At 50.4% G+C, this 23,768-nt stretch carries 24 protein-coding genes; 17 read left to right on the top strand and 7 right to left on the bottom strand.

Annotation, left to right across the window (positions count from 1 at the left end):
- The first annotated feature begins 438 nt into the window (after positions 1 to 438).
- The 14 genes from urtA (at position 439) to C9J03_RS17560 (ending at position 12,763) form a co-directional block, all read left to right on the top strand.
- Complete coding sequence (urtA, locus tag C9J03_RS17625) at positions 439 to 1,722, top strand: urea ABC transporter substrate-binding protein (RefSeq protein WP_082008442.1); 1,284 nt, start codon at positions 439 to 441, stop codon at positions 1,720 to 1,722.
- A 119-nt stretch (positions 1,723 to 1,841) separates the two neighbouring features.
- Positions 1,842 to 3,467 (top strand): urea ABC transporter permease subunit UrtB, encoded by a 1,626-nt coding sequence (gene urtB / locus C9J03_RS17620; protein ID WP_044621549.1) that lies wholly within the window; start codon positions 1,842 to 1,844, stop codon positions 3,465 to 3,467.
- A gap of 10 nt (positions 3,468 to 3,477) precedes the next feature.
- Positions 3,478 to 4,647 carry an urea ABC transporter permease subunit UrtC gene (gene urtC / locus C9J03_RS17615; RefSeq protein ID WP_044621548.1) on the top strand — a complete coding sequence of 390 codons (1,170 nt, stop codon included), beginning with the start codon at positions 3,478 to 3,480 and terminating at the stop codon, positions 4,645 to 4,647.
- A 44-nt stretch (positions 4,648 to 4,691) separates the two neighbouring features.
- Positions 4,692 to 5,495: an urea ABC transporter ATP-binding protein UrtD gene (gene urtD, locus C9J03_RS17610; RefSeq protein ID WP_231580651.1), complete on the top strand. Its 804-nt coding sequence runs from the start codon at positions 4,692 to 4,694 to the stop codon at positions 5,493 to 5,495.
- A 1-nt stretch (position 5,496) separates the two neighbouring features.
- Entirely contained in the window at positions 5,497 to 6,192 is a 696-nt protein-coding gene (gene urtE / locus C9J03_RS17605) for an urea ABC transporter ATP-binding subunit UrtE (RefSeq protein ID WP_044621546.1), read from the top strand.
- On the top strand, positions 6,189 to 7,082 hold the full coding sequence (locus tag C9J03_RS17600; protein WP_052829655.1) for an urease accessory protein UreD: 894 nt from the start codon (positions 6,189 to 6,191) through the stop codon (positions 7,080 to 7,082). Before urtE ends, C9J03_RS17600 begins: the two co-directional genes overlap by 4 nt.
- A 50-nt stretch (positions 7,083 to 7,132) precedes the next feature.
- Positions 7,133 to 7,435 (top strand): urease subunit gamma, encoded by a 303-nt coding sequence (ureA, locus tag C9J03_RS17595; RefSeq protein ID WP_044621545.1) that lies wholly within the window; start codon positions 7,133 to 7,135, stop codon positions 7,433 to 7,435.
- 44 nt (positions 7,436 to 7,479) lie between these two features.
- Positions 7,480 to 7,818 (top strand): urease subunit beta, encoded by a 339-nt coding sequence (locus C9J03_RS17590; protein WP_039458061.1) that lies wholly within the window; start codon positions 7,480 to 7,482, stop codon positions 7,816 to 7,818.
- A gap of 37 nt (positions 7,819 to 7,855) precedes the next feature.
- Positions 7,856 to 9,559, top strand: a complete 1,704-nt coding sequence (gene ureC / locus C9J03_RS17585) for an urease subunit alpha (RefSeq protein WP_044621544.1) — start codon at positions 7,856 to 7,858, stop codon at positions 9,557 to 9,559.
- 35 nt (positions 9,560 to 9,594) lie between these two features.
- Complete coding sequence (gene ureE / locus C9J03_RS17580) at positions 9,595 to 10,050, top strand: urease accessory protein UreE (RefSeq protein WP_044621543.1); 456 nt, start codon at positions 9,595 to 9,597, stop codon at positions 10,048 to 10,050.
- Between the two features lie 36 nt (positions 10,051 to 10,086).
- Entirely contained in the window at positions 10,087 to 10,671 is a 585-nt protein-coding gene (locus C9J03_RS17575; RefSeq protein WP_044621542.1) for a HupE/UreJ family protein, read from the top strand.
- A 1-nt stretch (position 10,672) separates the two neighbouring features.
- Complete coding sequence (locus tag C9J03_RS17570) at positions 10,673 to 11,386, top strand: urease accessory protein UreF (RefSeq protein WP_231580597.1); 714 nt, start codon at positions 10,673 to 10,675, stop codon at positions 11,384 to 11,386.
- A 38-nt stretch (positions 11,387 to 11,424) separates the two neighbouring features.
- Positions 11,425 to 12,051: an urease accessory protein UreG gene (gene ureG, locus C9J03_RS17565; RefSeq protein ID WP_044621541.1), complete on the top strand. Its 627-nt coding sequence runs from the start codon at positions 11,425 to 11,427 to the stop codon at positions 12,049 to 12,051.
- A 364-nt stretch (positions 12,052 to 12,415) separates the two neighbouring features.
- Complete coding sequence (locus C9J03_RS17560; protein WP_044621540.1) at positions 12,416 to 12,763, top strand: EF-hand domain-containing protein; 348 nt, start codon at positions 12,416 to 12,418, stop codon at positions 12,761 to 12,763.
- Between the two features lie 236 nt (positions 12,764 to 12,999).
- Here the strand turns inward: C9J03_RS17560 and C9J03_RS17555 are convergent, their stop codons facing one another.
- Complete coding sequence (locus C9J03_RS17555; RefSeq protein WP_044621539.1) at positions 13,000 to 14,478, bottom strand: EAL domain-containing protein; 1,479 nt, start codon at positions 14,476 to 14,478, stop codon at positions 13,000 to 13,002.
- Positions 14,479 to 14,749: 271 nt separating this feature from the next.
- Positions 14,750 to 15,907 (bottom strand): DUF819 family protein, encoded by a 1,158-nt coding sequence (locus tag C9J03_RS17550; RefSeq protein WP_044621538.1) that lies wholly within the window; start codon positions 15,905 to 15,907, stop codon positions 14,750 to 14,752.
- 106 nt (positions 15,908 to 16,013) lie between these two features.
- Here C9J03_RS17550 and C9J03_RS17545 point away from each other — a divergent pair, with 106 nt between their 5' ends.
- The 3 genes from C9J03_RS17545 to C9J03_RS17535 all read left to right on the top strand — a co-directional run bounded on the left by C9J03_RS17545 (position 16,014) and on the right by C9J03_RS17535 (position 18,385).
- Positions 16,014 to 16,430 (top strand): OsmC family protein, encoded by a 417-nt coding sequence (locus C9J03_RS17545; protein ID WP_044621537.1) that lies wholly within the window; start codon positions 16,014 to 16,016, stop codon positions 16,428 to 16,430.
- Positions 16,431 to 16,608: 178 nt separating this feature from the next.
- Positions 16,609 to 17,997 carry an ATP-dependent RNA helicase DbpA gene (gene dbpA, locus C9J03_RS17540; protein WP_044621536.1) on the top strand — a complete coding sequence of 463 codons (1,389 nt, stop codon included), beginning with the start codon at positions 16,609 to 16,611 and terminating at the stop codon, positions 17,995 to 17,997.
- Between the two features lie 136 nt (positions 17,998 to 18,133).
- Positions 18,134 to 18,385 carry an HPr family phosphocarrier protein gene (locus C9J03_RS17535; protein ID WP_039464499.1) on the top strand — a complete coding sequence of 84 codons (252 nt, stop codon included), beginning with the start codon at positions 18,134 to 18,136 and terminating at the stop codon, positions 18,383 to 18,385.
- Between the two features lie 99 nt (positions 18,386 to 18,484).
- Here C9J03_RS17535 and melB read toward each other — a convergent pair whose 3' ends face one another.
- From melB to C9J03_RS17510, 5 genes are all read right to left on the bottom strand, one after another.
- Entirely contained in the window at positions 18,485 to 19,912 is a 1,428-nt protein-coding gene (gene melB / locus C9J03_RS17530) for a melibiose:sodium transporter MelB (RefSeq protein ID WP_082060510.1), read from the bottom strand.
- 234 nt (positions 19,913 to 20,146) lie between these two features.
- A complete protein-coding gene (gene melA / locus C9J03_RS17525) occupies positions 20,147 to 21,493 on the bottom strand; it encodes an alpha-glucosidase/alpha-galactosidase (protein ID WP_044621535.1) in 1,347 nt (448 codons plus the stop codon).
- Between the two features lie 151 nt (positions 21,494 to 21,644).
- Complete coding sequence (locus C9J03_RS17520) at positions 21,645 to 22,253, bottom strand: hypothetical protein (protein ID WP_044621534.1); 609 nt, start codon at positions 22,251 to 22,253, stop codon at positions 21,645 to 21,647.
- Between the two features lie 124 nt (positions 22,254 to 22,377).
- Positions 22,378 to 22,722 (bottom strand): DUF6559 family protein, encoded by a 345-nt coding sequence (locus tag C9J03_RS17515; protein ID WP_044621533.1) that lies wholly within the window; start codon positions 22,720 to 22,722, stop codon positions 22,378 to 22,380.
- A 57-nt stretch (positions 22,723 to 22,779) separates the two neighbouring features.
- Entirely contained in the window at positions 22,780 to 23,682 is a 903-nt protein-coding gene (locus C9J03_RS17510; protein ID WP_044621532.1) for a LysR family transcriptional regulator, read from the bottom strand.
- Between the last annotated feature and the right edge of the window lie 86 nt (positions 23,683 to 23,768).

Raw genomic sequence — 23,768 nt, 5'->3', positions numbered from 1 at the left:
CGGCAAAGCGAGGTTATGGCCAATCCGGAACAGTTCTTACCCTGGAATTACCAGTCCGATATCTAATCAAAACAGGTTCTGGCTGTGGCCGGGACCTCCCCTGCACGCTACCTTCTCGTAAGCTCACCCAATAAGTAACAGTGACTTTTCAGTAAGCTGTTTAATAGCGTTAAATTGCCTTGATAACGTTATATTTTCCTTTTTTGCTCTCATTTGATTCAACATTAAATAATGTCGTCACTGTTTTGGGGCGTCTGTGGTTTTGTTTGCACCAATATGCACCTTGGATATTAGGTTACTTGCTGAGTTTATAATGTTGAGTGATTTGTAAATCCATAATTATCAATATCTTATTGTTATGTTGGTTGGTTTCATGTTTTTGGCATCGATTTTGATTGGGCTTTGGATGCATATTTATTACGAACGGAGATGTTAAGTATGACCACGAAGTCCAAACTGAATCTAGCCACGCTAGGCCTGAGCTTATCGTTACTGTCGGCGGCGGCTGCGGCCGAAGAGACGATTAAAGTTGGGATCCTCCACTCATTGTCAGGCACGATGGCGATCAGCGAAACCACGTTGAAAGATACAGTATTGATGCTGGTTGATGAGCAGAATAAAAAAGGAGGCTTGTTAGGGAAGAAACTGGAAGCGGTGGTTGTCGACCCAGCCTCAAACTGGCCATTGTTTGCCGAGAAAGCCCGTGAGCTCATCGAAAAAGAAAAGGTCGATGTGGTATTTGGTGGCTGGACATCAGTCTCCCGTAAATCCATGCTGCCAGTATTTGAAGAGCTTAATAGTATTTTGTTCTATCCGGTTCAGTATGAGGGGGAAGAGTCATCAAAAAACGTCTTCTATACCGGTGCTGCGCCTAATCAGCAGGCTATCCCTGCCGTTGAATACCTAATGGATGAGCTGGATGTCGAGCGCTGGGTGCTGGCCGGCACCGATTATGTCTACCCGCGTACCACCAATAAAATTCTTGAGTCCTACCTAAAAGCCAAAGGCGTTGCTGAAGAAGACATCATGATCAGCTACACCCCGTTCGGCCATTCCGATTGGCAGTCTATTGTCTCTGACATCAAGAAATTTGGCTCTGCGGGTAAGAAAACGGCAGTTGTCTCAACCATTAATGGTGACGCGAACGTTCCCTTTTATAAAGAGTTAGGTGCCCAGGGCGTCTCCTCTGAAGATATCCCTGTTGTTGCGTTCTCTGTGGGTGAAGAGGAGTTATCTGGTATGGATACCTCACCGCTGGTTGGCCACCTTGCGGCATGGAATTACTTCATGAGCGTTGATACCGACCAAAATGGTGACTTTATCGATTCTTGGCACGGTTTCATCAAAGATAAAAAGCGGGTGACCAATGATCCGATGGAAGCCCACTACATCGGGTTCAATATGTGGGTGCAGGCGGTGAAAAATGCCGGCACTACTGATTCTGAATCTGTGCAAGATGCCTTGATCGGTATTGCGGTCCCGAATTTGTCAGGCGGATATTCGACGATGCTGCCGAATCATCACATCACCAAGCCGGTATTGATCGGTGAAATCCAAGATGATGGTCAGTTTGATGTGGTTTGGGAAACAACCGGACTTGTTGCCGGTGATGCGTGGTCTAAATACTTGCCTGAATCTGCCAAGTTATATTCCAGCTGGTCCAAGCCTTTCTCCTGCGGAGCCTTCAATACCGAAACTAAAAAGTGTTCAGGCGCGAATTAACACATTGTAATAACGGGCCCGATGCCCTTTTTTTGGCGCTTCAGGTTTGGCTGAAGCGCTATTTTCAGTGGGGATCCTCCCACTTTAGAAGTTGTTAATTGCTAGTAAGGACACCAGAAATGACATCACTAATGAAGCTCGTTAACGCGCTCATTATTCTCTTGTTGTCTATTCCCATGGCGTTTGCTTCGGTCAGTTCAACGGATGAATTTGACCGGGTATTGATTGGGAAAAACAACAATGAAAAGGAAATCGCTATTGAGTGGCTAGTTGCCAACCTGTCTGGCGGGAAGGCCAAGCCGATCCTTCGGGCCTGGCTGGAAGGCAACTTGTTTTATTACCGCAACAAGCAAAGCGAGAGCTACCAGCAGCTGTATATCATCCCAACCAGAAACGCCAAGCAGGCAGAAAATATTTGGGATGGAGAGTTATTGCCAGTTTCACGAACGCGGGATTTTGCCAAAGTTCGGGTCAATAACAAGCTGCGTAGTATTATCCGGATGCAGTTGGCATCACTGGGACTGAACTCGCCGGATGCGAATGTTCGCTTGCAGGCTGCAGAGGGGCTACTCGGGCAAACCGATCATGAAATCATAGCAAGGATCAGTGCCCAGCTCAGTGTTGAGCAAGATGCCAAGGTACAGGATAGACTGCAACTGGCACTGGCGATCAGTACTGCTTTGGATAATACCGCGTTAACCCAGCAGCGTATTGCGGCAGTCGATGTGATATCGGAATACAAGCAAGCTGTCGTACTACAGACCTTCAACCAGTTATCGCCAACCTCGCTTGAGCCTGAATTGGCGGCTGCGGTTGAAAAAGGCTTGGGCCAATATCATCAGAGCCAGCGGTTTTACTCCGGGGTGGAAACGGTGTTTTTTGGCCTCAGTTTAGGATCGGTGCTAGTACTGGCCGGGATAGGCTTGGCAATTACGTTCGGGGTCATGGGGGTCATTAATATGGCCCACGGCGAGCTTATCATGATTGGTGCCTACACCACCTACGTCATGCAGCAATTACTTCCTCAACAAGCCGGTGTCGCGTTGTTGCTGTCGATACCCATGGCCTTTGTGATTTCAGGTTTGGTGGGGATCGCCATTGAGCGCAGCGTGATAAAGCATCTCTATGGCCGGCCGCTGGAGACCTTGTTGGCGACTTTCGGGATTAGTTTGATCCTTCAGCAAGCCGTGCGGTCTATATTCTCTCCGCTTAACCGCTCGGTTAGCACACCCGACTGGATGGCCGGGGCTTGGGAGCTGAACCCAATGCTGTCGCTGACCTATAACCGCCTTTATATCATTCTCTTTTGTGCTTTGGTGTTCATCACCATGGTGATGATCTTGAAGAAAACACCGCTAGGCCTGCAGGTGAGGGCCGTGTCGCAGAATAGGGCAATGGCAAGGGCGATGGGGATCCGCTCTGAGCGCGTCGATGCTCTGACATTTGGGCTGGGATCCGGTGTGGCTGGTGTGGCTGGCGTGGCATTGTCTCAGCTGACTAATGTCGGGCCCAATATGGGGCAAGCCTACATCATTGACTCATTTATGGTCGTGGTGTTTGGCGGGGTCGGCAACCTGTGGGGCACCCTGGTGGCCGGACTTAGTCTCGGGCTTTTCAATAAGCTGCTGGAGCCTTGGGCTGGCGCGGTATTAGCCAAGATCCTGATACTGGTCTTTATCATCCTATTTATCCAAAAACGTCCCCGTGGGTTGTTCCCGCAACGCGGTCGTGCGGCTGAAAGCTAAGGAGCGCTTGATGCAGTCTAAATCAATTATTCTTTCGGCCTTGGCGCAAGATCGGGGTGGTAAGCTCGTTCTCGCCCTGTTGATGGCAGCCGTCATTTTAGTGCCGATAGCTAACCTCCTGCTACCGGTTGGTCACCCGCTACATATCGAGACATTTACCGTCTCATTGATGGGCAAATACCTCAGCTATGCCATGCTCGCGCTTGCGGTTGACTTGGTGTGGGGCTATCTGGGGATCCTCAGTTTGGGGCACGGGGCTTTTTTCGCCCTCGGAGGTTACGCCATGGGGATGTACCTGATGCGCCAGATCGGTGATCGGGGCGTATATGCTCACCCGGTCCTGCCAGATTTCATGGTTTTTTTGAATTGGCAGGAGTTGCCATGGTTCTGGCACGGGTTTGATCAGTTCTGGTTGGCCTGTTTGATGGTTGTCTTAGTTCCCGGAGTGTTGGCTTATGTATTTGGCTATTTGGCTTTTCGCTCCCGGGTATCTGGCGTTTATCTGTCGATCATGACCCAGGCCCTGACTTACGCCCTGATGCTGGCTTTCTTTCGTAATGAAATGGGCTTTGGCGGTAACAACGGCTTGACGGACTTCAAGGACATCCTCGGTTACAGCTTGCAGCAGGATACAACCAAAATCGCATTGTTTGTGTGTACCGGCCTGGCACTTGCGGTTAGCTATATCGTGTGCCGCACGGTGGTTAGCAGCCTGTTGGGCCGTGTCGCGATGGCTATCCGTGATACCGAGTCGCGTACCCGGTTTATGGGTTATGACGTCGATGGCATCAAGCTCTGGATCTTTGTGCTGTCAGCGGTGATTGCGGGGATTGCCGGTGCTCTGTATGTACCGCAAGTCGGTATCATTAATCCGGGGGAATTTGCCCCGCTCAATTCCATCGAGGTGGTGGTATGGGTCGCGCTCGGCGGCAGGGCGACACTGTTTGGTGCCATTGTCGGTGCCTTGATTATCAACTATGCCAAAAGTTGGTTCACGGTTGAATTCCCTGAAGTCTGGCTCTTTGCCCTCGGCGGGATGTTCGTGCTTTCCACTATGTATTTTCCCAAGGGAGTGATCGGGTTTTTGTCTGGCGTGGCCGACCGAGTTGGACAACGTAAAAGTCCAAGTGAGTCAAGCGTATATCAATCAGAGCGCGGAGCGGGTGAGGTAGTGCAATGACAGTATTAGAGACGGCAAAAAAACTCAGGACTTTTGCCCGCGAGATGACCAACCGTGAAGAGACGTTTTCATTTCTCGTTGCTGATGAACACCCTCTGATCGATACCCGGCATAACATTCTGCTTTATGTCGAGGGTGTGAACAAGAGCTTTGATGGATTCAAAGCTATCGACGATCTCAACCTGTATGTCCGTGAGGGCGAGCTGCGCTGCATTATCGGGCCAAACGGGGCCGGGAAAACCACCATGATGGATATCATCACCGGCAAGACTAAACCCGACTCCGGGCAAGTCTGGCTGGGGGCGAATATCAACCTGCTGACAATGAATGAATCGCAGATAGCCAATGCCGGCGTGGGAAGGAAATTCCAAAAGCCTACCGTGATCGAGTGCCTGAGCGTGTGGCAGAACCTGGAGTTGGCGATGTCGGGAGTTCGAACCGTTTGGGCGACCTATAGGGCTAGGCTGACGACCGAGCAGAAAGACAAGCTCGAGTCGGTATTGGCGCTTATCAACCTGGCGGATAACGCAGCGCTCTTGGCAGGTAACTTGTCCCATGGCCAAAAGCAGTGGCTGGAGATTGGCATGTTGCTGATGCAAAACCCCAAGTTGCTGCTGGTCGATGAGCCGGTTGCGGGGATGACCCACCAAGAGATGGATAAAACCGCAGAATTGCTCAATTCGCTGGCCGGCAAGCACTCGGTCGTTGTTGTAGAGCACGATATGGACTTTGTCCGCTCGATTGCCAGTGAGGTGACGGTGCTTCACCAGGGCCATGTATTGGCGGAAGGCACTATGGATCAAGTACAGAACCATCCTGAAGTGAAACGGGTTTATCTGGGGGAATAGCATGTTAGAAATCAAATCACTCAATCAATTCTACGGTGAAAGCCATACATTGTGGGATTTGGATATGCAGATCCCCGAAGGCAAGTGCACGGTGCTGATGGGACGCAACGGCGTAGGCAAGACCACTTTGTTGCAGTGCATTATGGGGTTGGTTGGCGCCAAAAGTGGCGACATTATATTTAACGGCCAGTCGATTCTCTCCGAGCCGGCTGAGTCTCGGCCACGGTGGGGGATCGGTTATGTTCCCCAGGGGCGCCAGATCTTTCCAATGTTGACGGTACAGGAAAATTTGGAAATTGGCCTGCCTATCCGTGCCCGGGGGGATCGCAAGGTGCCCGATTTTATTTTCGACCTGTTTCCGGTGCTGAAAGAGATGCGTCACCGCCGTGGCGGCGATCTGTCCGGCGGCCAGCAACAGCAGCTGGCAATCGGCCGGGCTCTGGTGGTCAATCCCAAACTGTTGATTTTGGACGAGCCTACCGAGGGTATCCAGCCCAACATCGTGCAAGAGATTGGCGACATCATCAGGATGCTGAACGAAAAAATGGGCCTGACGGTATTGCTGGTTGAGCAGAAATTGCCGTTTGCCCGTCGGGTGGGCGATCAGTTCTGCATTCTCGATCGGGGACGCCATGTGGCAAGCGGGAAAATGGCGGCGTTGGATGACGCCTTGGTGAAGGAGTACCTCACGGTATGACAGCGTATTTTTCAGCGGTGGCGGCCCACCCGACCGCAAGCCAAATCGACCTGCATACCCGCAAGGGGTGGCAGGCTGAGTTGAGTCTGAGCTATCGCGACAGAGGCGACAAAACGGTTCTCAAGCACCGAGAGCAAAAAGGGCCTTTGACGGTGCAGCAGGCACTCTATCCAGAAGGGGAGGTATGCCACAGTTACTTGCTCCATCCTCCTGGAGGGGTTGCCGGTGGTGATACGTTGGATATCCGGGTGGATGTGGCTACCGGAGCCAAAGTCTTGGTAACCACGCCTGGCGCCACCAAGTTTTACCGCTCGGAAGGGCGCTTTGCCCGGCAACTCCAACACTTGTCGGTGGCACAAGGAGGCCGGCTCGAATGGTTGCCCCAGGAGAATATCTTTTTCCCTGATGCCCATGCCCAGCTCAATACCGTTGTCCACCTGGCGAAAGGTGCACAGTTTGTGGGCTGGGAGTTGCACTGTTTTGGCCGCCCTGCACTAAATGAGTGCTTTGGTAGCGGAAAATTGATTGGCAAAACAGAGGTTTATATCGACGGTCGCCGCGTGATCTGTGAAGGGTTGAACTTCTCGGGTGGAGATAAGCTGCTGATTAACATAGGAATGCAGGGATTCCCCATGATGGGGACCCTTTACTTGTCCGAAATAGGGCAAGGTTTCTATCAGTTGGTACAGGGCTTGCTATCAGATATTCAGAGCGAGTTAGGTGGTGACAAGCTACTCGTGGCGGCAACGCAGGTTGAGGGGCTTATTATTGTCAGGGCGCTTGGGCACTGGAGCGAAGATATCTTGCATTGCTTTACCCGGGTCTGGCAGCAAGCGCGAAGCCAGACGACGGGGAGAGCGCCTTCCCCACCTCGTATCTGGGCCACTTAGTCGCTTAGCAACTTAGTTTTTTAGCCACTTAGCAACAGCGGGAGAATGACATGGAGTTGACACCAAGAGAGAAGGATAAACTGCTGATTTTTTGCGCGGGAATGCTGGCTCAGCAGCGCAAGGAGAGGGGGCTAAAGCTGAACTATCCAGAATCCATTGCCTTTATCAGCAGTGCCATCTTGGAAGGGGCGCGAGAAGGTAAAAGTGTCGCCGAGCTGATGGACTATGGCCGCACCCTGCTCTCTGTAAACGATGTGATGGAAGGGGTCGCTGCGATGATCCCCGACGTTCAGGTCGAGGCTACTTTTCCCGACGGTACCAAGCTGGTAACGGTGCATGAGCCGATCGTGTAGCGGTTCGGGTTTGGGGTGATAACGCAGATAAATAAGGAACAGCAATGGCAGGAAGTAGTGCGTTTAACACCTCCGCTTTTGTACCGGGTCAAATCGAGACGGCAAGCGGAGAGATTGAGCTGAATGCTGGTAGGGAAACCATTACGGTTGTGGTCGAGAATTTGGGTGATAGGCCGGTGCAGATTGGTTCGCATTACCACTTCTACGAGGTCAACGATGCCCTCAAGTTTGATCGGCAAGCCTGTAAAGGGTTTCGCCTCAATATACCGGCCGGAACCGCAACCCGTTTCGAGCCGGGCCAGTCGAGGACCGTGGAGCTGGTTGATTTCTCGGGTAACCGGGAAGTGTATGGCTTTCAGGGCAAAGTGATGGGCAAGCTCTAGCTCGTCTGCTTATCTAAAAATTATACAAGGAATAGTCATGGCAAACATTTCACGTCAGGCCTATGCCGAAATGTTTGGCCCAACTGTGGGTGATCGTGTGCGTCTTGCCGATACCGAGTTGTGGCTGGAGGTTGAAAAAGATTTCACCGTCTACGGCGATGAGGTGAAATTTGGCGGGGGCAAGGTGATCCGTGATGGGATGGGCCAGAGTCAGCGGCCAAGCGCCGAGACTCCTGATTTGGTGATCACCAACGCCATCGTGCTCGATTACTGGGGCATAGTAAAGGCGGATGTAGCTGTCAAAAACGGGCGGATCAGCGGGCTCGGCAAAGCGGGTAACCCCGATATCCAGCCAGGGGTCGATATCATTATTGGCCCCGGTACTGAAATATTGGCAGGAGAGGGGGCCATCCTGACAGCGGGCGGCATTGATTCCCATATTCATTTTATTTGTCCGCAGCAAATCGAAGAGGCGTTGGCTTCTGGGGTTACTACCATGATCGGAGGGGGGACGGGCCCAGCAACGGGCACCAATGCCACAACCTGTACCCCCGGCCCCTGGAATATGGCACAAATGCTCCAAGCACTCGATGGCTTTCCGATGAACTTCGGTTTGCTAGGCAAAGGCAATGCCAGTCAGCCAGAGGCGCTGCGCGAACAGGTTGCCGCCGGGGCGGTGGGGCTAAAACTCCATGAAGATTGGGGCACGACCCCGGCATCGATTGATACCTGCCTATCGGTTGCTGATGAGATGGACGTTCAAGTCGCTATTCATACCGATACCCTCAATGAGTCAGGTTTTGTCGAATCGACCCTGGCGGCGATTGGCGACCGAGTGATCCATACCTACCATACCGAAGGAGCCGGTGGCGGCCATGCGCCCGATATTATCCGCGCTGCCGGTGAGTCCAACGTGTTGCCGTCATCGACCAATCCGACCCGTCCCTACACGGTTAATACGGTGGATGAACATTTGGACATGCTGATGGTCTGCCATCACTTGTCCCCGGCGATTGCCGAAGACGTGGCCTTTGCTGAGTCCCGGATCCGCCGGGAAACCATCGCCGCCGAGGATATCCTGCACGATCTGGGGGCATTTTCGATGATAGCCTCCGATTCCCAGGCCATGGGGCGGGTCGGTGAGGTGATCACCCGTACTTGGCAGACTGCCCATAAGATGAAGGTCCAGCGAGGCAGCTTGGCACAAGACTCCGGCTACAGCGATAACTTTCGCCTCAAGCGCTATGTGGCCAAGTACACCATCAACCCGGCAATCACCCATGGTATGGCACATGAAGTTGGCTCTGTCGAGGTGGGCAAGTTGGCCGACTTGGTGTTGTGGAAACCGGCCTTTTTTGGCGTGAAGCCGAGCGTGGTGGTCAAGGGCGGCATGATCGCCATGGCACCGATGGGCGATCCCAATGCCTCTATTCCCACCCCGCAGCCGGTTCATTACCGCTCGATGTTCGGCAGCTACGGCAAAGCGGCCATGAATACCTCCATGCTGTTTGTGTCGTCGGCTGCGGCAGAGGCCGGAGTCGCTGAGCAGCTCCAGCTCGGTAGCCAAATTGGTATCGCGCGACATTGCCGCACGATTAGCAAGTCAGATATGAAGCTCAACGATTGGCAGCCTCGCATAGAGGTTGATTCTCAGACCTATCAGGTGCGGGCTGATGGCGAACTGTTAGTGTGTGAGCCGGCGGAGGTCTTGCCCATGGCCCAGCGCTATTTTCTGTTTTGATTTATCTGGTTCGAATAATAACAAAGGAATAATCAATGATTGAGTTGGTAGAAGTGAGTGCAGAGGCAACATCGCAGCCCGATGCGTTTTTGAGCTTGCCGATTGATAGCCGGATCAAGAGCCGGTTGAAGGTGGTGCTGGACGATGGCCGTGATGCCGGTCTGTTTCTGCCTCGGGGCCATATTCTGCGCGGGGGCGAACAGCTAAAGAGTCGCTGTGGTGGCCTTGTGGTGGAGATCAGGGCGGCCAGCGAGCAGGTGTCGACCGTGTATTGCGACGATCGCCATTTGCTGATGCGGGTGGCATATCACTTGGGCAACCGGCATGTGCCGCTCCAGGTCGAAGCGGGCTGGGTGCGTTACCAACATGACCATGTTCTGGACGAAATGGTCGAGGGGCTAGGGGCCCGGGTTACCGTTGAAACAGCGCCGATCGAGCCGGAAGGCGGTGCCTATGGTGGTCGTTCCGGTGGGCACCACCATCATCACTAGAAAGAATGCTCACGTTTTTTGTACAAGGATATGACAATGAAAACATCTAAAATTTTCTCTCCAAAAATCTCTCTGCCGGCTATGGCCGCTTTGGTGCTTCCCGTTTCAGCTTATGCCCACCCAGGACATGATCATGCCTCGTTTTTCAGTGGGCTTGTGCACCCGGTCACCGGTGTTGACCACCTTATAATGCTGCTCGCTTTTGGCGCGCTTGCGTTTTTCGTGGCCAAGAAAACGGTAACCCAATTGAGCTTATTGGTTGCAGCGCTTATTGCCATGGTCACAGGAACGATAGCGGGGCTAAGTATCGGAGCTATCAGCGGTATTGAAGGTGCGATCGCCGCTTCGCTACTTGTGGTCAGCGCTGCGCTCTGGCAGGTGTTGACGGCCAGTAAGCCGGTAAAAAGTATGGCGGTGGCGCTTTGTGTTGCCCTTATCTTCTGCCATGGTTACGCCCATGGTGTCGAGGCGTCAGGAAATGTTTCCATGTTTGCGGCTGCGATGGCGATAACGGCGTCAGCGTTGATGCTGCTGGGCAACCGACTTGCCGCTTTTGCTTCCAGTCGTTGGGTTTCTGTTGGGGTGGCTTCTGCCAGCTTAGTCTATTTGCTGGTGGCTTGATATGGCGGCAGAGGCTATGGGGATAAACGAAGCTGGACTCGGTGACAGCCAGTTTGCCACTTACCGTTTGTTTCAGCTAATTAGCCCCTCATTGCCTATCGGAGGGTTTACCTATTCGCAGGGGCTAGAATGGGCCGTCGAGGCCGGTTGGGTAAAAGACAGGGCGACTATGGTGCTTTGGCTGGAAAACCAGCTGCGTTGTAGCGTGGCCACACTTGAGCTGCCTCTCATCGACCGGTTTTACCAGGCTATTGAAGCCAAGGATCTGCAGGGCATCGCGGCATTGAGCAATCTGCTCTGTTCCAGCCGGGAAACCAAGGAGCTGCGTGCCGAGGAGGTTCAGCGGGGCAAAGCACTGAATGTGTTGCTCAAACAGTTGGAAGTACCGGTGGATGAGTATCTTGGCAGCAATGACGATCCCAACCAGTTGCTAGGGCTTTGTGTCGCAGGATATTTGTGGGGGATCAGCCCTGATGCCATGAAGCAGGGCTATCTGTGGAGCTGGGCCGAAAATTTGGTCATGGCCGGGGTGAAGTTGGTGCCGCTGGGCCAGACGGATGGTCAGCGGGCCCTGATTGAGCTGACCCGGCTGTTCCCAGAGATGATTTCAATATCCGGGCAGATTGATGAGGTGATGATTGGCAGCTTTACGCCAATCGTCTCGCTGGCCAGCAGCCTGCATGAAACACAATATACCCGTTTGTTCCGTTCTTAAGCCGAAGGGCAAGAGATCATTAGAAAATAAGGATTGTTATGGACACATATAAGCAGCCGCTGCGAGTCGGAATTGGTGGCCCGGTCGGGTCTGGAAAAACTGCACTTCTTGAAGTGTTGTGTAAAGCGATTCGCGACCAGCTGAATATCGCAGTGGTAACCAACGATATCTATACCCAGGAAGATGCCAAGATCCTGACTCGGGCCGAGGCGCTTGCGCCTGATCGGATCATCGGTGTGGAAACCGGAGGATGTCCACATACGGCTATTCGAGAAGATGCCTCGATGAACCTAGCGGCAGTCGAAGAGCTGGCCAAGCGACACCAGAATTTGGATGTGGTGTTTGTCGAAAGTGGCGGCGACAATCTGAGTGCGACCTTTAGCCCGGAGCTTGCGGATCTCACCATCTATGTGATTGACGTGGCCGAGGGCGAGAAGATCCCGCGCAAGGGAGGGCCGGGGATCACCCGCTCGGATCTGCTGGTGATCAACAAGATTGACCTTGCGCCTTATGTTGGTGCTTCTCTAGAGGTCATGGAACAAGATACCAAGCGGATGCGGCCAACACGCCCATATGTCTTTACCAACCTCAAAGAAAGCAAAGGGTTAGATACCATTATTGATTTCATTATTACCGAAGGGATGCTGACGCCAAAAGCAGGGTAAGTTGAATGCCTGCTGAGCAACAACCTCGAAATGAAGCGATTCTTAATGAAACGTCGCTCTTTCACCTTAGAGCCTTGGCGAATTAGTGCTTGTCCAAAAAAAGCGCCCTACGGGGCGCTTTTGATCGGTTGCTTTTTTTGGGGGGGGATTAAGGGTTTTCGTTGCGGCTTACGACAATGCCGTCATCGTTGAAGCCGACTAAATCAGGAAGGCCATTACCCGTAATATCACCGAGTAGGCGGTAGTGGGTATTGCTTGACCAGCCTGCTTCAGTGCTAGTTTACAAATATTTACACCTGATCACGTTAATATACATTGAAAGGCATATATTTAAGCTGATAGTACAGCAATAAAGGGGGCTGTTATGAAAGCGCAAAGTATGCTGCTTACTGCCTTGCTGGCAGTATCAATGGTATCTGTATCGGCGTGGGCGGCCGGCCCGCAATCAGGTAATCCACCACCAAGGCCTGCATTTAGCGATTTCGATACTGACAATGATGGTTATATCACTTCGCAAGAATTGTCCGCCTTCCAGTCAAAGCGTATGCAAGAGCGTGCCGAGAATGGAGGACGTATGCAGTATGCCGGGATGCGTCCAGAGTTGTCTGATATCGATACCGATGGCGATAATCTGATATCAGAAGAAGAATTTCTGAGTCATCAAATGATGGGTCCACGAGGCCCGGGTAGAGGAAATAAAAGTAATTGGTAGGGCAAAGTAAAGTCGTAAAAAGGGGGTCTGAACACATCAGATCCCTGATGACTTTTTTCTGATTGGTATTAATTACCTTTTACGTAATAAGCTAGCCAAGAAACACTGCCATTTCACGGACTGTCATCCAAACTATTATCCGTGGCTTTGAGTCGGCTGTTGAAACGGGGGGTATGGGGCGCAATGCCACTATCATGATTGACTAGGCGGCATAACATAGCGTGCCCGCCTGTTATCTATTTACTTTTAGATAAAAACAGTTTCTCTATTCGTGCTGGCTTTGCATAAAGGTAACCTTGATGAAGAGTGACGCCTTGAGTAAGCAGGTATTGCGCTTGACGATCCGTTTCTACACCTTCAGCGATAATGCCGACGTTAAGCTCTTTTGCTAAGTTAATGATTGCGTTTAGTACGGGGGCATTAACACTTTGATGGCCAATAGAGTCAACGAAACATTTATCAATTTTAAGGTAGTCAATATTCGTTCTCTCTAAAACAGAAAGTGATGTTTGGCCAGTGCCGAAATCATCGATAAGAATATCGATGCCAAAAGTACGTAGGCGGCTAATGCTCTCACAAGCAACACTATCGAGAAATTGCCTCTCAGTGATTTCTAATCCAAGGCTGATACCGATACCGTCAAACTTATTTTTGTACAGCTTGAGTAAACGGATGTTTTTTGGGTTTGAGAAATAGCCCGGCGGTACATTAATACCTAGGTGTATACCCTCTCTAAAGACCTTTTCTGCTAAGTCATGATAGGCTGCATTTAGTACATAATCTGTTAGTTCATCCATCAACCCATATTCTTCCATTAGTGGAATAAAAACATCTGGGTATACAATACCTCGGGAAGGATGTTGCCAACGAACCAAGGCTTCGACACCAAAGACACAACCAGAAGAAGCATCAACGTGGGGTTGATAGTGAAGAAAGAATTCACGCATTTTGAGAGCAAGCTTTACCTCGGTGTACATACTACGTTTGCGACTAAACAAGTACCGCGCGAAGTACAAAGTGAGATAAACGACCAGTGTAATAGGGATAAATAACAGGAAGTAGAATGTCTTGCGTTCAGACGTAAATTTATCACTAGCCTCAAGTAATATTTCGTATTCGTATAAATCTGATTTGGCAATATATTGAGGATTAATTCCCCTCTTTGATTGCCCGACCGGTGCACTAGATTCACCAATAAAAAGAACCGCTCGTTTGAAGCGATTGTCTAACATGTAGCCTATTTTCGATCTGATATAAGTCTTATCAATAGATGAAACGGCGTAATATCCAGTATTTATTGTATCTTTATTAATGACAGACAGACCTGCGCCTGTAATACTATAAGGGTCCGGGATTATTACTAGCGTTGAAAATAATTCATCGCTAGGTATATGTATTGGCTGTACATCGACCCTATCCCCCCTTGATGAGCAAATTACATCTTGGTTGAGAAGAATTTGCATTTCTTCTATATCATGTTCATAACGTAAGTTTCGCTCAAGAAGTACACAATTTTGGGGATCTAGTAGAGCTGTTTTATTTTCAGATTCAACATCGGAAAATATTTCATCGGCCTCTTGAATGTATCTATTTACAGTTGTGACTAAAACTTCGTTGATACTGCTATGGACTAAATATGAGCCTGTGGCAAAAATGACTACAAGAGGTGAGACATAAACAAAAAATCTTAGATACTTCCGCATTTGCTTATCCATCCAGTAAACAATCTATTGCCATTTGCCCCATATTTAAGGGTGTATTACCCATGTCTGTTAACAGAACAAAGAGTTGTCAGTATATAATATATAAATTGAAATAATAAGATTAAAACGTCTTTGTAGCACGTGATTGTAAAGAGGTGTGTTATTGCGTTGGAGTTTATATAGAAACGCCATAGTCACTTACAGTAGCAAAAAGGGATCTGAATACTTCAGATCCCAGATGGTTTGTTGACTGGTTAGATAAAGTCATTTTTTATTGAGTGCATTAGCTTAACAACACTATCACTTCACTGACGGTCAAACCGACAAATGACCCTATCATCGAGCCAATCAGTGCCATGATAACCGCAACCGGCACCAGGTTTTTGTCGTAAGCGGCTGCGACCACCGCTGCAGAGGGCGCACTGCCGATATTGGCAATAGAGGCCAGACCTATCAAGTGCAAGTTCATCTTCATCATTCGGCCGATCATCAGCATCAGAACGGCGTGAATGGCAAGGATCATGAAGCCCGACATAATGTACATCGGTGCTTGGCCAATGGCACTCAGATTGACTTCAGCACCTATCAAGGCAACGACGACATAAAGCATTACTCCGGAGACTTCATTGGCTCCGGCCATTTTGCCAAGTGCAGTCGGTGCGGCAAGGATACCAAGAACTGAGGAGATAATTATTGCCCAAATCATTGGATTCAAAAGGCCCATCGAGGCTATTGTTCTACCTAAGTGGTGGCTGATTGACGAGACGACTAAAGAGAGGCCTAGCATTAAGAGGATGGCCTGTAGATCAGGCTTTCCTTTTTTCTCGAGTGAACCGAGCTTCGACAGGATTTCATCCAAACCGTTGTCATTGGCTTTTAACACCCCGTTGAAGCGTTCCTTCATCGGCTTTAAAGCGACGATCATGATCAGCCAGACGGTGTAGCAAAGCGCCCCCATCAACAGGGTATAGGCCATGGCTGAATCGGTAACTGACAGGGCTTCTTTGACCGCGACAAAGTTTTGCGTGCCGCCGGTCCAGCCTGCCGACATGACACCGAAAGTGAGCGGGGTTTCATCATTGAGGAAACCGCCCATGATGCCATGCACAACAATAAAACCGGCCATAATACTGGCGGTTGAGGCGAGGAATAGAATAATTAATCGAGCACCCAGTTTGCGAATGACGCTTAGGTTAAAGCTGAGCGACATGAGAAACAGCATAGCGGGAATGGCATTGTCTCGCACGGTGGCCCGTGCCGCTTTTACTTCTGGGGTCATCTCCCACATGCCAAAGGTGTAGAGGGCCATGGAGCCAAACATGACAAGTACAATACTGGGGAACCATTTGAATAACTGGCTGGGGTAGCGCTGTTCTAGCCAGACCAGTAAACCACATAAGCCGAACATCACGGCGATGAAATCAAATCCTTCGGTGATCATAATCTTCCTTTGATATAGATGATTGAATTAATTGGACATACTTGATATTTGTAAGACAAAATTTAATTTATTTATATCACTGTTAATTAAATAGGGAAATATCCAAATGAAGATTGAAACACGCTGGGTTCACGGAAAATGTTTTGTCAGTACGGTAGAGCAGGGCCATGCGGTTATTACGGATGCGCCAACCCAGTTCGGTGGTACCGATAGCGCGCAGACACCGATGGAGCTGATGCTAAGTGCAGCGGCAAGCTGTGCTTCAATTGATGTCACCAGTATTATGGCCAAACAGCGTCAGCCTCTGGATAGCTGCCGCGTTATTGTCAGCGCCGAGCAGGCACCGACACCACCAAAGGTTTTTACCAAATTGCATTTTGACTTTGAGTTGTCAGGGAGTGATCTAACGGAAAAAGCGATTGAGAAAGCGATAGAAATGACGTTTGAAACCCATTGTTCGGTATCAATTATGATCGCTCGTTCCGGTGCTGAGTTAAGCTGGGAATACACGATTGTAAAGTAGCGCCTTCGTGCCTGCTGAAATAAATGAACCCGAGTCTATCTTTTTTACCGCAAGGCTGTTAGTGTCGCATCCCTTGCGGTAACGGGGTGAGACAGAAAGTACTTTTCGCCGGTGTTGCCAGTGTTTTTTTAGCCTGCAAAGCGATGTTGAATTTGCAGGTCATGACAGGACTTTGCCCGTGAGCAGCAACGCGTTTTCTACCTTGAACCTTAAGCCTGAATTAGAAGCCAACTTGGCAACCCTTGGCTATGCATCCATGACACCGATCCAAAGCCAGAGCCTGCCGCATATCTTAGCGGGTAAGGACGTTATCGCCCAGGGCAAAACAGGTTCGGGTAAAACCGCAGCGTTCGGTCTGGGCTTGCTCGACCACCTTAACGTAAAACGTTTCCGTATTCAGTCGTTGGTACTTTGCCCGACCCGCGAGTTGGCCGATCAGGTCGCCAAAGAGATCCGTAAGCTGGCACGCTCTATCCACAACATCAAGGTACTGACCCTGTGTGGTGGTATGCCGTTTGGCCCGCAGATCGGTTCGCTGGAGCACGGTGCCCATATCATTGTGGGGACGCCGGGACGTGTAGAAGAACATGTGCGCAAAGGCTTTCTTTCGCTTGATGATCTGAACCTACTGGTACTTGATGAAGCAGATCGGATGCTGGAAATGGGTTTCCAAGATGCCTTGGATGCAATTGTCGATGCCGCGCCAGTCGATCGTCAAACCTTACTGTTCAGTGCCACCTATCCAAAACAGATTGAAGCTATCGCCAGTGAGATCATGCATAAGCCGGTGATGGTGAAGGTTGAGTCGACCCATGACGAGAGCAGTATCGATCAGCATTTCTACCATGTAGAGAGCAACGAAGATCGTATGACGGCGCTTCGCCTGCTGTTGTCTCTGCATAAGCCAGAGTCTTCCGTGGTGTTCTGCAACACCAAGCGCGAAGCTCAGGAAGTAGCCGATGAGCTAGATATGTACGGTTTCAGTGCCATGGCACTGCATGGCGATTTGGAGCAGCGCGAGCGTGACCAGACATTGGTTCGTTTTGCCAACAAGAGTACCTCGGTATTGGTTGCCACCGATGTGGCGGCACGTGGTTTGGATATCGAAGCACTCGATTGTGTGATCAACTATCACCTTGCCCGCGATACCGAAGTGCACGTCCACCGCATTGGCCGTACCGGCCGTGCCGGCAGCAAGGGGGTGGCTTGCTCACTCTTTAGCGATAAAGAGCACTACAAGGTTGCTCTGCTGGAAGACTACCTGGAGAAAGATATTGTCGGCGCCGAGCTGCCTTCGGCCTCCCTGCTTAGCCAACCGACGTTCCGCCCAGCAATGACCACATTGCAAATTCTGGGCGGTAAAAAGCAGAAGGTCCGTCCAGGCGATATCTTGGGGGCGCTGACCGGTGAAAACGGCATTCGAGGTGATCAGGTCGGCAAAATCAATGTCTTCGATATGGTGGCCTATGTAGCTGTGCGCAGTGATGTTGCCCGCGTGGCCTTGAAAAAATTGGAAAAAGGTAAAATGAAGGGGCGCTCGTTCCGTGCCCGCATTATTAAAGGCTAAATAGCGCTTCGGGTCGCTTGCTAGATCGCATTTTCATCATCCGGCCAAGGGTAATTATTCATCTTGAGTCGGATTTCGCAGAACTGGGTTGTTTAAAACGGTACAAAAACAAACAGATAACCAAGGAGCTTGTTATATGTTTAAGAAAAATGCCGTGATTTCTGCTGAAAGTGGCTTGCACACCAGGCCTGCAGCCCAGTTTGTGAAAGCCGCCAAGAAGTATGCGGAAGAGATTGAAATTGTGTCTAATGGCAAGACGGCCACGGCCAAGAATCTGTTCAAGTTGCAGACCTTGGCGCTGGTTCAGGGAACGACAGTAACAGTGCAGTCGACGAACCAACAAGCCGTTAATGAGCTGGCGACGTTTATTGAAAATGTCACTGGCTAACGCCTGCCTTATTGCCACTTTCTGGCTCAGTGCCAGAGAGTGAGCGTCAAATCGAAAAAGCCCGCTAACACAGCGGGCTTTTCTATTTTAATCAATTAGCTAGCGGCTTTCTTGTGCCAGCTGAGGTTCAGGGATAAGTGGTGTGTTGTCAGCCTCTGGCTCCTCATCGCCGTACTTCTGCATCAGTTTATGCTGAACATCGTTGAGTAGTGTGCCGTTCAGTTTGTAGTAGCGGAAGTAAATGAACAGTGCGATGGCAAAGAAGATGCTCGGCAAGCCAATCATGATGCATTGCATGCCAAAGACAGTATCGGCGTTTTGTTCGACGTTCGGTACATAGTCGACCAAGGTCAGGGCAATACCGATGAAGAAGGCTGCAAAGGCCGAACCTGCTTTGACCACTAAGGTTTGGACCGAGTAGGCGATACTTTCGCAGCGTACGCCCAGTTTGTATTCGCCGTAGTCTACGGTATCTGCGACCATGATGACATTAAGCACCCAGAACAGTGCTGTGCCGATTTGCAATAATACACCGGCAGTTGAGATCAAGATGATGCTTTGCGGGTTGTACATGCCGACGTAAATCAGTACCAAGCTGCCAAGGATAGGGAAGCCCGAAGCGCAGGCCCAAAGTACACGGCGAGAGAACATACTGGCAAGCTTCGGGAACAGAACCAGGGTGATCAGGTTAGCGATACCCGCATAGGCCATGTAGTAAGGGAACAGCGCCTCGTTACCGACCACATAGGTGAAGTAGTAGACCGCAAAGGCGGTGATGATATTGGTCGCGAGGTTATAGGCCAGTGCCATGCATAATACACTGCTCAGCTGACTGTTTTTGTAGATAAGGCCAACCATCTCTTTAAGAGAGACTTTCTCTTGTACCGGCTGATCATCGAGTTGTGCGGTCGAGTAGCGCTCTTTGACGTTGCGCAGTGTGATGTAAGTGGAGACCGCAAAGCATGCAATAAGGAGGATGGTGAAGACTTGGAAACCGTAGCCCTTGTCGTCACCACCGACGTAGTTGATAAACGGCATTGCGATGGCAGCTGTGACAACCCAAGCCAGGCTGGCAAAGAAGCGCGGATAGGGAACCAATTCTTCACGTTCGCGCTTGTCCAACGTCAGGGTAGGGACTAACGACCAGAAAGGAATATCCATCAAGGTGTAAGTCATGCCCCATAGAATGTAAGTGACCGCCGCGTAGGCAATAAGCCACGGGCCTTCAAAGTAGTGGGCGTTGAACAGCAGATAGAGCACAACAGAGTTGGCGATGGTACCGATTAGGATCCAAGGTTTGAATTTGCCCCAGCGGGTGCGGGTGTTGTTTACCACCCAGCCCATGATAGGGTCATTGACCGCATCCCAAATACGGGCGACAAGGAATATGGTACCGACAACCCCGGCAGAGATCCCGGCGACATCGGTGTAGTAAAACATCAGGTACATGTAGACGATGGTAATGGCAAAGTCCTTGCCGAATGCACCAAAGCCGTAGCTTAACTTGGTGTTCATTGAGACGCTCATAAAAGCTCCTTGTTCCCTTTTCCCCTTTTTTACTGCTTTATTGGAAAAGGTCGTTATTGTTTGTTTTCACGATAGGGATAGACCCAAACCACTTCAAGGAGCCGGGCTTATAATTGGGCTCGGTCTCTTTGAGTGGTTTGATAAAATTGCTTCTTGCTCTTTACCATCACGCCGCAAAGCATGGCGTGATGGCGTAATTGATATTGTTTTCAGTGTGTGGTTAGAGCCTGATGGTTAGATCCACGCTGGCAACCAGTCTTGCTGTGCTTCAATCAGTTCATCCACCAAGGCGTAGATTTCCTCGATGCCAAGTACGGCGGCAGTATGAGGGTCCAGCATCGCGGCGTGGTAAATGCGCTCGCGGTTTTCGGTCAGGATCGCTTCTGTCAGCAGGGTCTGGACATTGATGTTGGTTTGCATCAAGGCCGCAAGGTGGCTTGGCAGTTTGCCCACCGCCGTTGGCTGGATACCGTTGGCATCAACCAAGCAGGCGACCTCGACACAACAGCCTTGCGGCAGGTTGTCAATCAGCCCTTGGTTCTTCACGTTGCCGTAAATCACGCTTGGTGTGTTGGTCCAGATGGCATTCATGATGGTACTGGCGTATTCGTGGGATTCCTTCTGCTCGATACGCTCGGCCTGTTTAAAGGCTTCGAGATCTTTTTTCCAGTTGGCAATCTGTTCGACACAACGCTTTGGATATTCGTCCAATGGCACTTTGTAGCGTTCAATCAGATCCGGACGGTTCGGCTTGATGAAGTAAGGCGTGTATTCGGCAAAGTGCTCGGACGACTCGGTGACGAAGTAGCCCAGCTTCTTGAACATTTCATAACGGACAATGTTTTCGCAGCGAGGGTTGCCGTGAATATTCGGCTTCGGTGCCTGTCCCATTTCGTAAGCTTTTAACAGATCCGGGTAGATGCTGACATACTCGCCGTCTTCGGTTTTCTTCTCTAGCGTTAGGTAGTAGGCCATGTGGTTGATACCGGCGCAGGTATAGCGCAAGTCGCTATAGTCAATGTCCAGATCACGCGCCAGTTCTTCGGCTGTGCCCTGTACCGAGTGACAAAGACCGACTTGTTTGATATGCGGGTATTTCTCGTACATCGCCCAAGTGTTCATCGCCATCGGGTTGACATAGTTCAGCATGGTGGCCTGCGGGCAGACTTCAGTCATGTCCTCGCAGATCTGCCACAGGTGAGGGATGGTGCGCAAGGAGCGCATAATGCCGCCAGGGCCCAACGTATCGGCAATCGTCTGCTCCAGTCCGTGTTTTTTGCACACGTCAAAATCAATGACAGTACAAGGCTCGTAGCCACCGATTTGGAAGGCCACCACGACAAAGTCAGCCCCTTTTAATGCTTCTTTTTGGTCGGTGTAGCAGTGGATGTTACCGGTTGCACCGGCCGATTCCATCAGCTTGCTGACAACGATTTGCGACTCTTCGAGACGGACAGGATCGATGTCCATCAGGGCAACTTCAGCCCCTTTCAGTGCAGGTTTGTGAAAAACGTCGCCAAGGATGTTTTTGACGAAAATGGTCGAACCGGCCCCGATGAAGGTAATTTTAGGGTGATGCATGGCTGTTCCTTTGTATGCTTGGTTTTGATGGATACATCTTCATCGAATTGCGGGCGGCTATCTTCCCTATAGTGGGCAATTATGTCCCGTTTTCTAAGATTTTTGTGCTGGTATCACAAATTTGCTTGTCGGCACTGGGCTCTCCATCGCGTTATCGCTTGAGTACGGCTGTGACTTCGCAGCGCTTGCCACTTGAGGAGCTGCTTGCGTCAAACAAAATATCAAGCTCAATCAACCTGTCGCTCATTTCACTGCTGAAGGCTACATTTTCAATCACAAAGCAGCCATTTTCTTCACAGCGCCTATCAAAGTCGATGTGCTCCTCGCCGTGTGCGCCAATGCCGTAGCTATCGATAACGATGAAAGCGGGTTGCTTGGCCAGAATCGCATCCAGTACCTCGTTCTTAAGCGCGGTATCGGCTTTGCCGTATTCTGGGGTGCCGTAACCATTGCTCTCAAGGTTTGCGGTAAACAACACCAAAGATTTACCACTAAGTTCAAGTGGTTCGATGCCATCAAGGCTGGGCATGGCCTGGGTACAGTCAAGTAAAACGGTATCAGTATTGTAGTGGCTGTCTGCCGGTACTCTGGTATAGCAATCGATATGGGTGCCAATATGGCCAAAGGCATTGACTGAGTCAGACTGTTTCTTGGCCCATTGGTAAGCCGGGTGATCTTCGTTGATCAACAAGCTGATGGACTGGCGTGTGCGATTTGATAGGGCTGATGTCGTTGGTTTTGATGTCGCTGGGTAAGACATACAAAGGCTCCAGTTGGTTGTTGTTAATGTTGGGAGCCATTGTAGGTAAGCCTCGAAATGCCCATTACAAACATTAAGACTAAAAATATCAAAATAAGGACAGGTTGACTGTCAGGGTGTTTCTTTAGTACCTGCTGTTTTGACCGTGGCGGTTCGAAAAGTCATCGGTGTTAGTACCGCCTTTCCAAAGCGACGGTCTGGCCATGTCGATGATCTGGAGGGCGTTAAAGGCCGTGCCGGCGAATAGGCCATCTGCAAGCTCTTGGTGCAAATCCGGATATTGGTCACCAAAAAGTGCGTAGGCATAGTGTTCATAGCGTCGGCTAAGGCCGGACTGCGCCAAAACAGCGGCTATTTGGCCGTTGGTATAGGCTTCCCTTGGGCCATAGGATGTCACCAGCATCGGACTGAGTGTCTTGATGTATTTGCGGATAGTTCTTCGTTTGAATAACTGGGTGAACACGAACATCACTGCTCTCCTCTGCTCAAAAGTCTATTAATACAGTGTTCAATAGATTTTGGCAACCTAAGTGTGGTGGTGATCGTCGTCCAATGCCTCTGCAATAAAGTCGATAAAAGCCCTGATACGCAAAGGCAATGAGTGGCTGGCTTTATAGACGGCATACAAAGGGATAGTTTGCTTGTTGTAGTTCGTCAGTACCTGAACCAATTCGCCGCTTGCTTCATAGGGGGCAACCATCCAGTGGGGCAAGGTGCTGATCCCCTGTCCGAGGACTGTCATCTTCAGCAGCATTTCTGGGCTGTCTGTCCGGAAAGATTCATTCAGGGGGACTTTTTCTGACTGGCCTGCGCGGCTGGTCAATGTCCATACATTGGACGGGTATACCAACGAATATGTCAGGCAGTGATGGCCGGTTAGCTCGCTAGCGGTTTGGGGTGCACCGTGGCGCTGAAGGTAATCGGGGGAGGCGCAATAGACCATGGTATTGACCATCAGCTGTTTGGCTTTCAGTCCTGAATCCTTGAGGTCAGATGCGCGGAAGGCGATATCGATATTATCGCGATATAGATCGATGTGCTGATCATCGAGGGATAAGTCGATGTCGACTTCTGGATGCAATGCCATGAAGTCAGCAATCGGCTCTGCCAGTAGGTGCAAGCCAAGAGATGTTGGCATGGATAAGCCCAGCCTCCCCTTAGCTTTGAGTTGCTCACCCTTGAGTGTTGCTTCGAAGCTGTCGTGCTCTTCCAGCAGGTGTAGGGCGTGGCGGTAATAGGCCTCTCCCGCGTCGGTTAGAGACAACTGGCGGCTTGTTCGGTGCAGCAGCAAAACCGATAGTTGCTGTTCAAGCCAGGCGACTTTCTTACTCACGCTGCCTTGGGTGATGTTGTGTGCATGGGCGACAGCGGTAAAGCTGCCAAGTTGAACGACGCGGATAAACGTCCGGATACAGTCTAGTTTGTCCATTACTATTCCTGTTTGGAATGTTTGGTAATCAATTTTAGCTATATATCAAGTGTAATTGGAATGTTTATGATTGTCCCCGGGTTAAA

Source organism: Photobacterium gaetbulicola (assembly GCF_003025515.1).
Classification (GTDB): domain Bacteria; phylum Pseudomonadota; class Gammaproteobacteria; order Enterobacterales; family Vibrionaceae; genus Photobacterium; species Photobacterium gaetbulicola.
The sequence above is the reverse complement of the archived record's forward strand: the minus strand, read 5'-3'. Positions and strand labels throughout refer to the sequence as shown.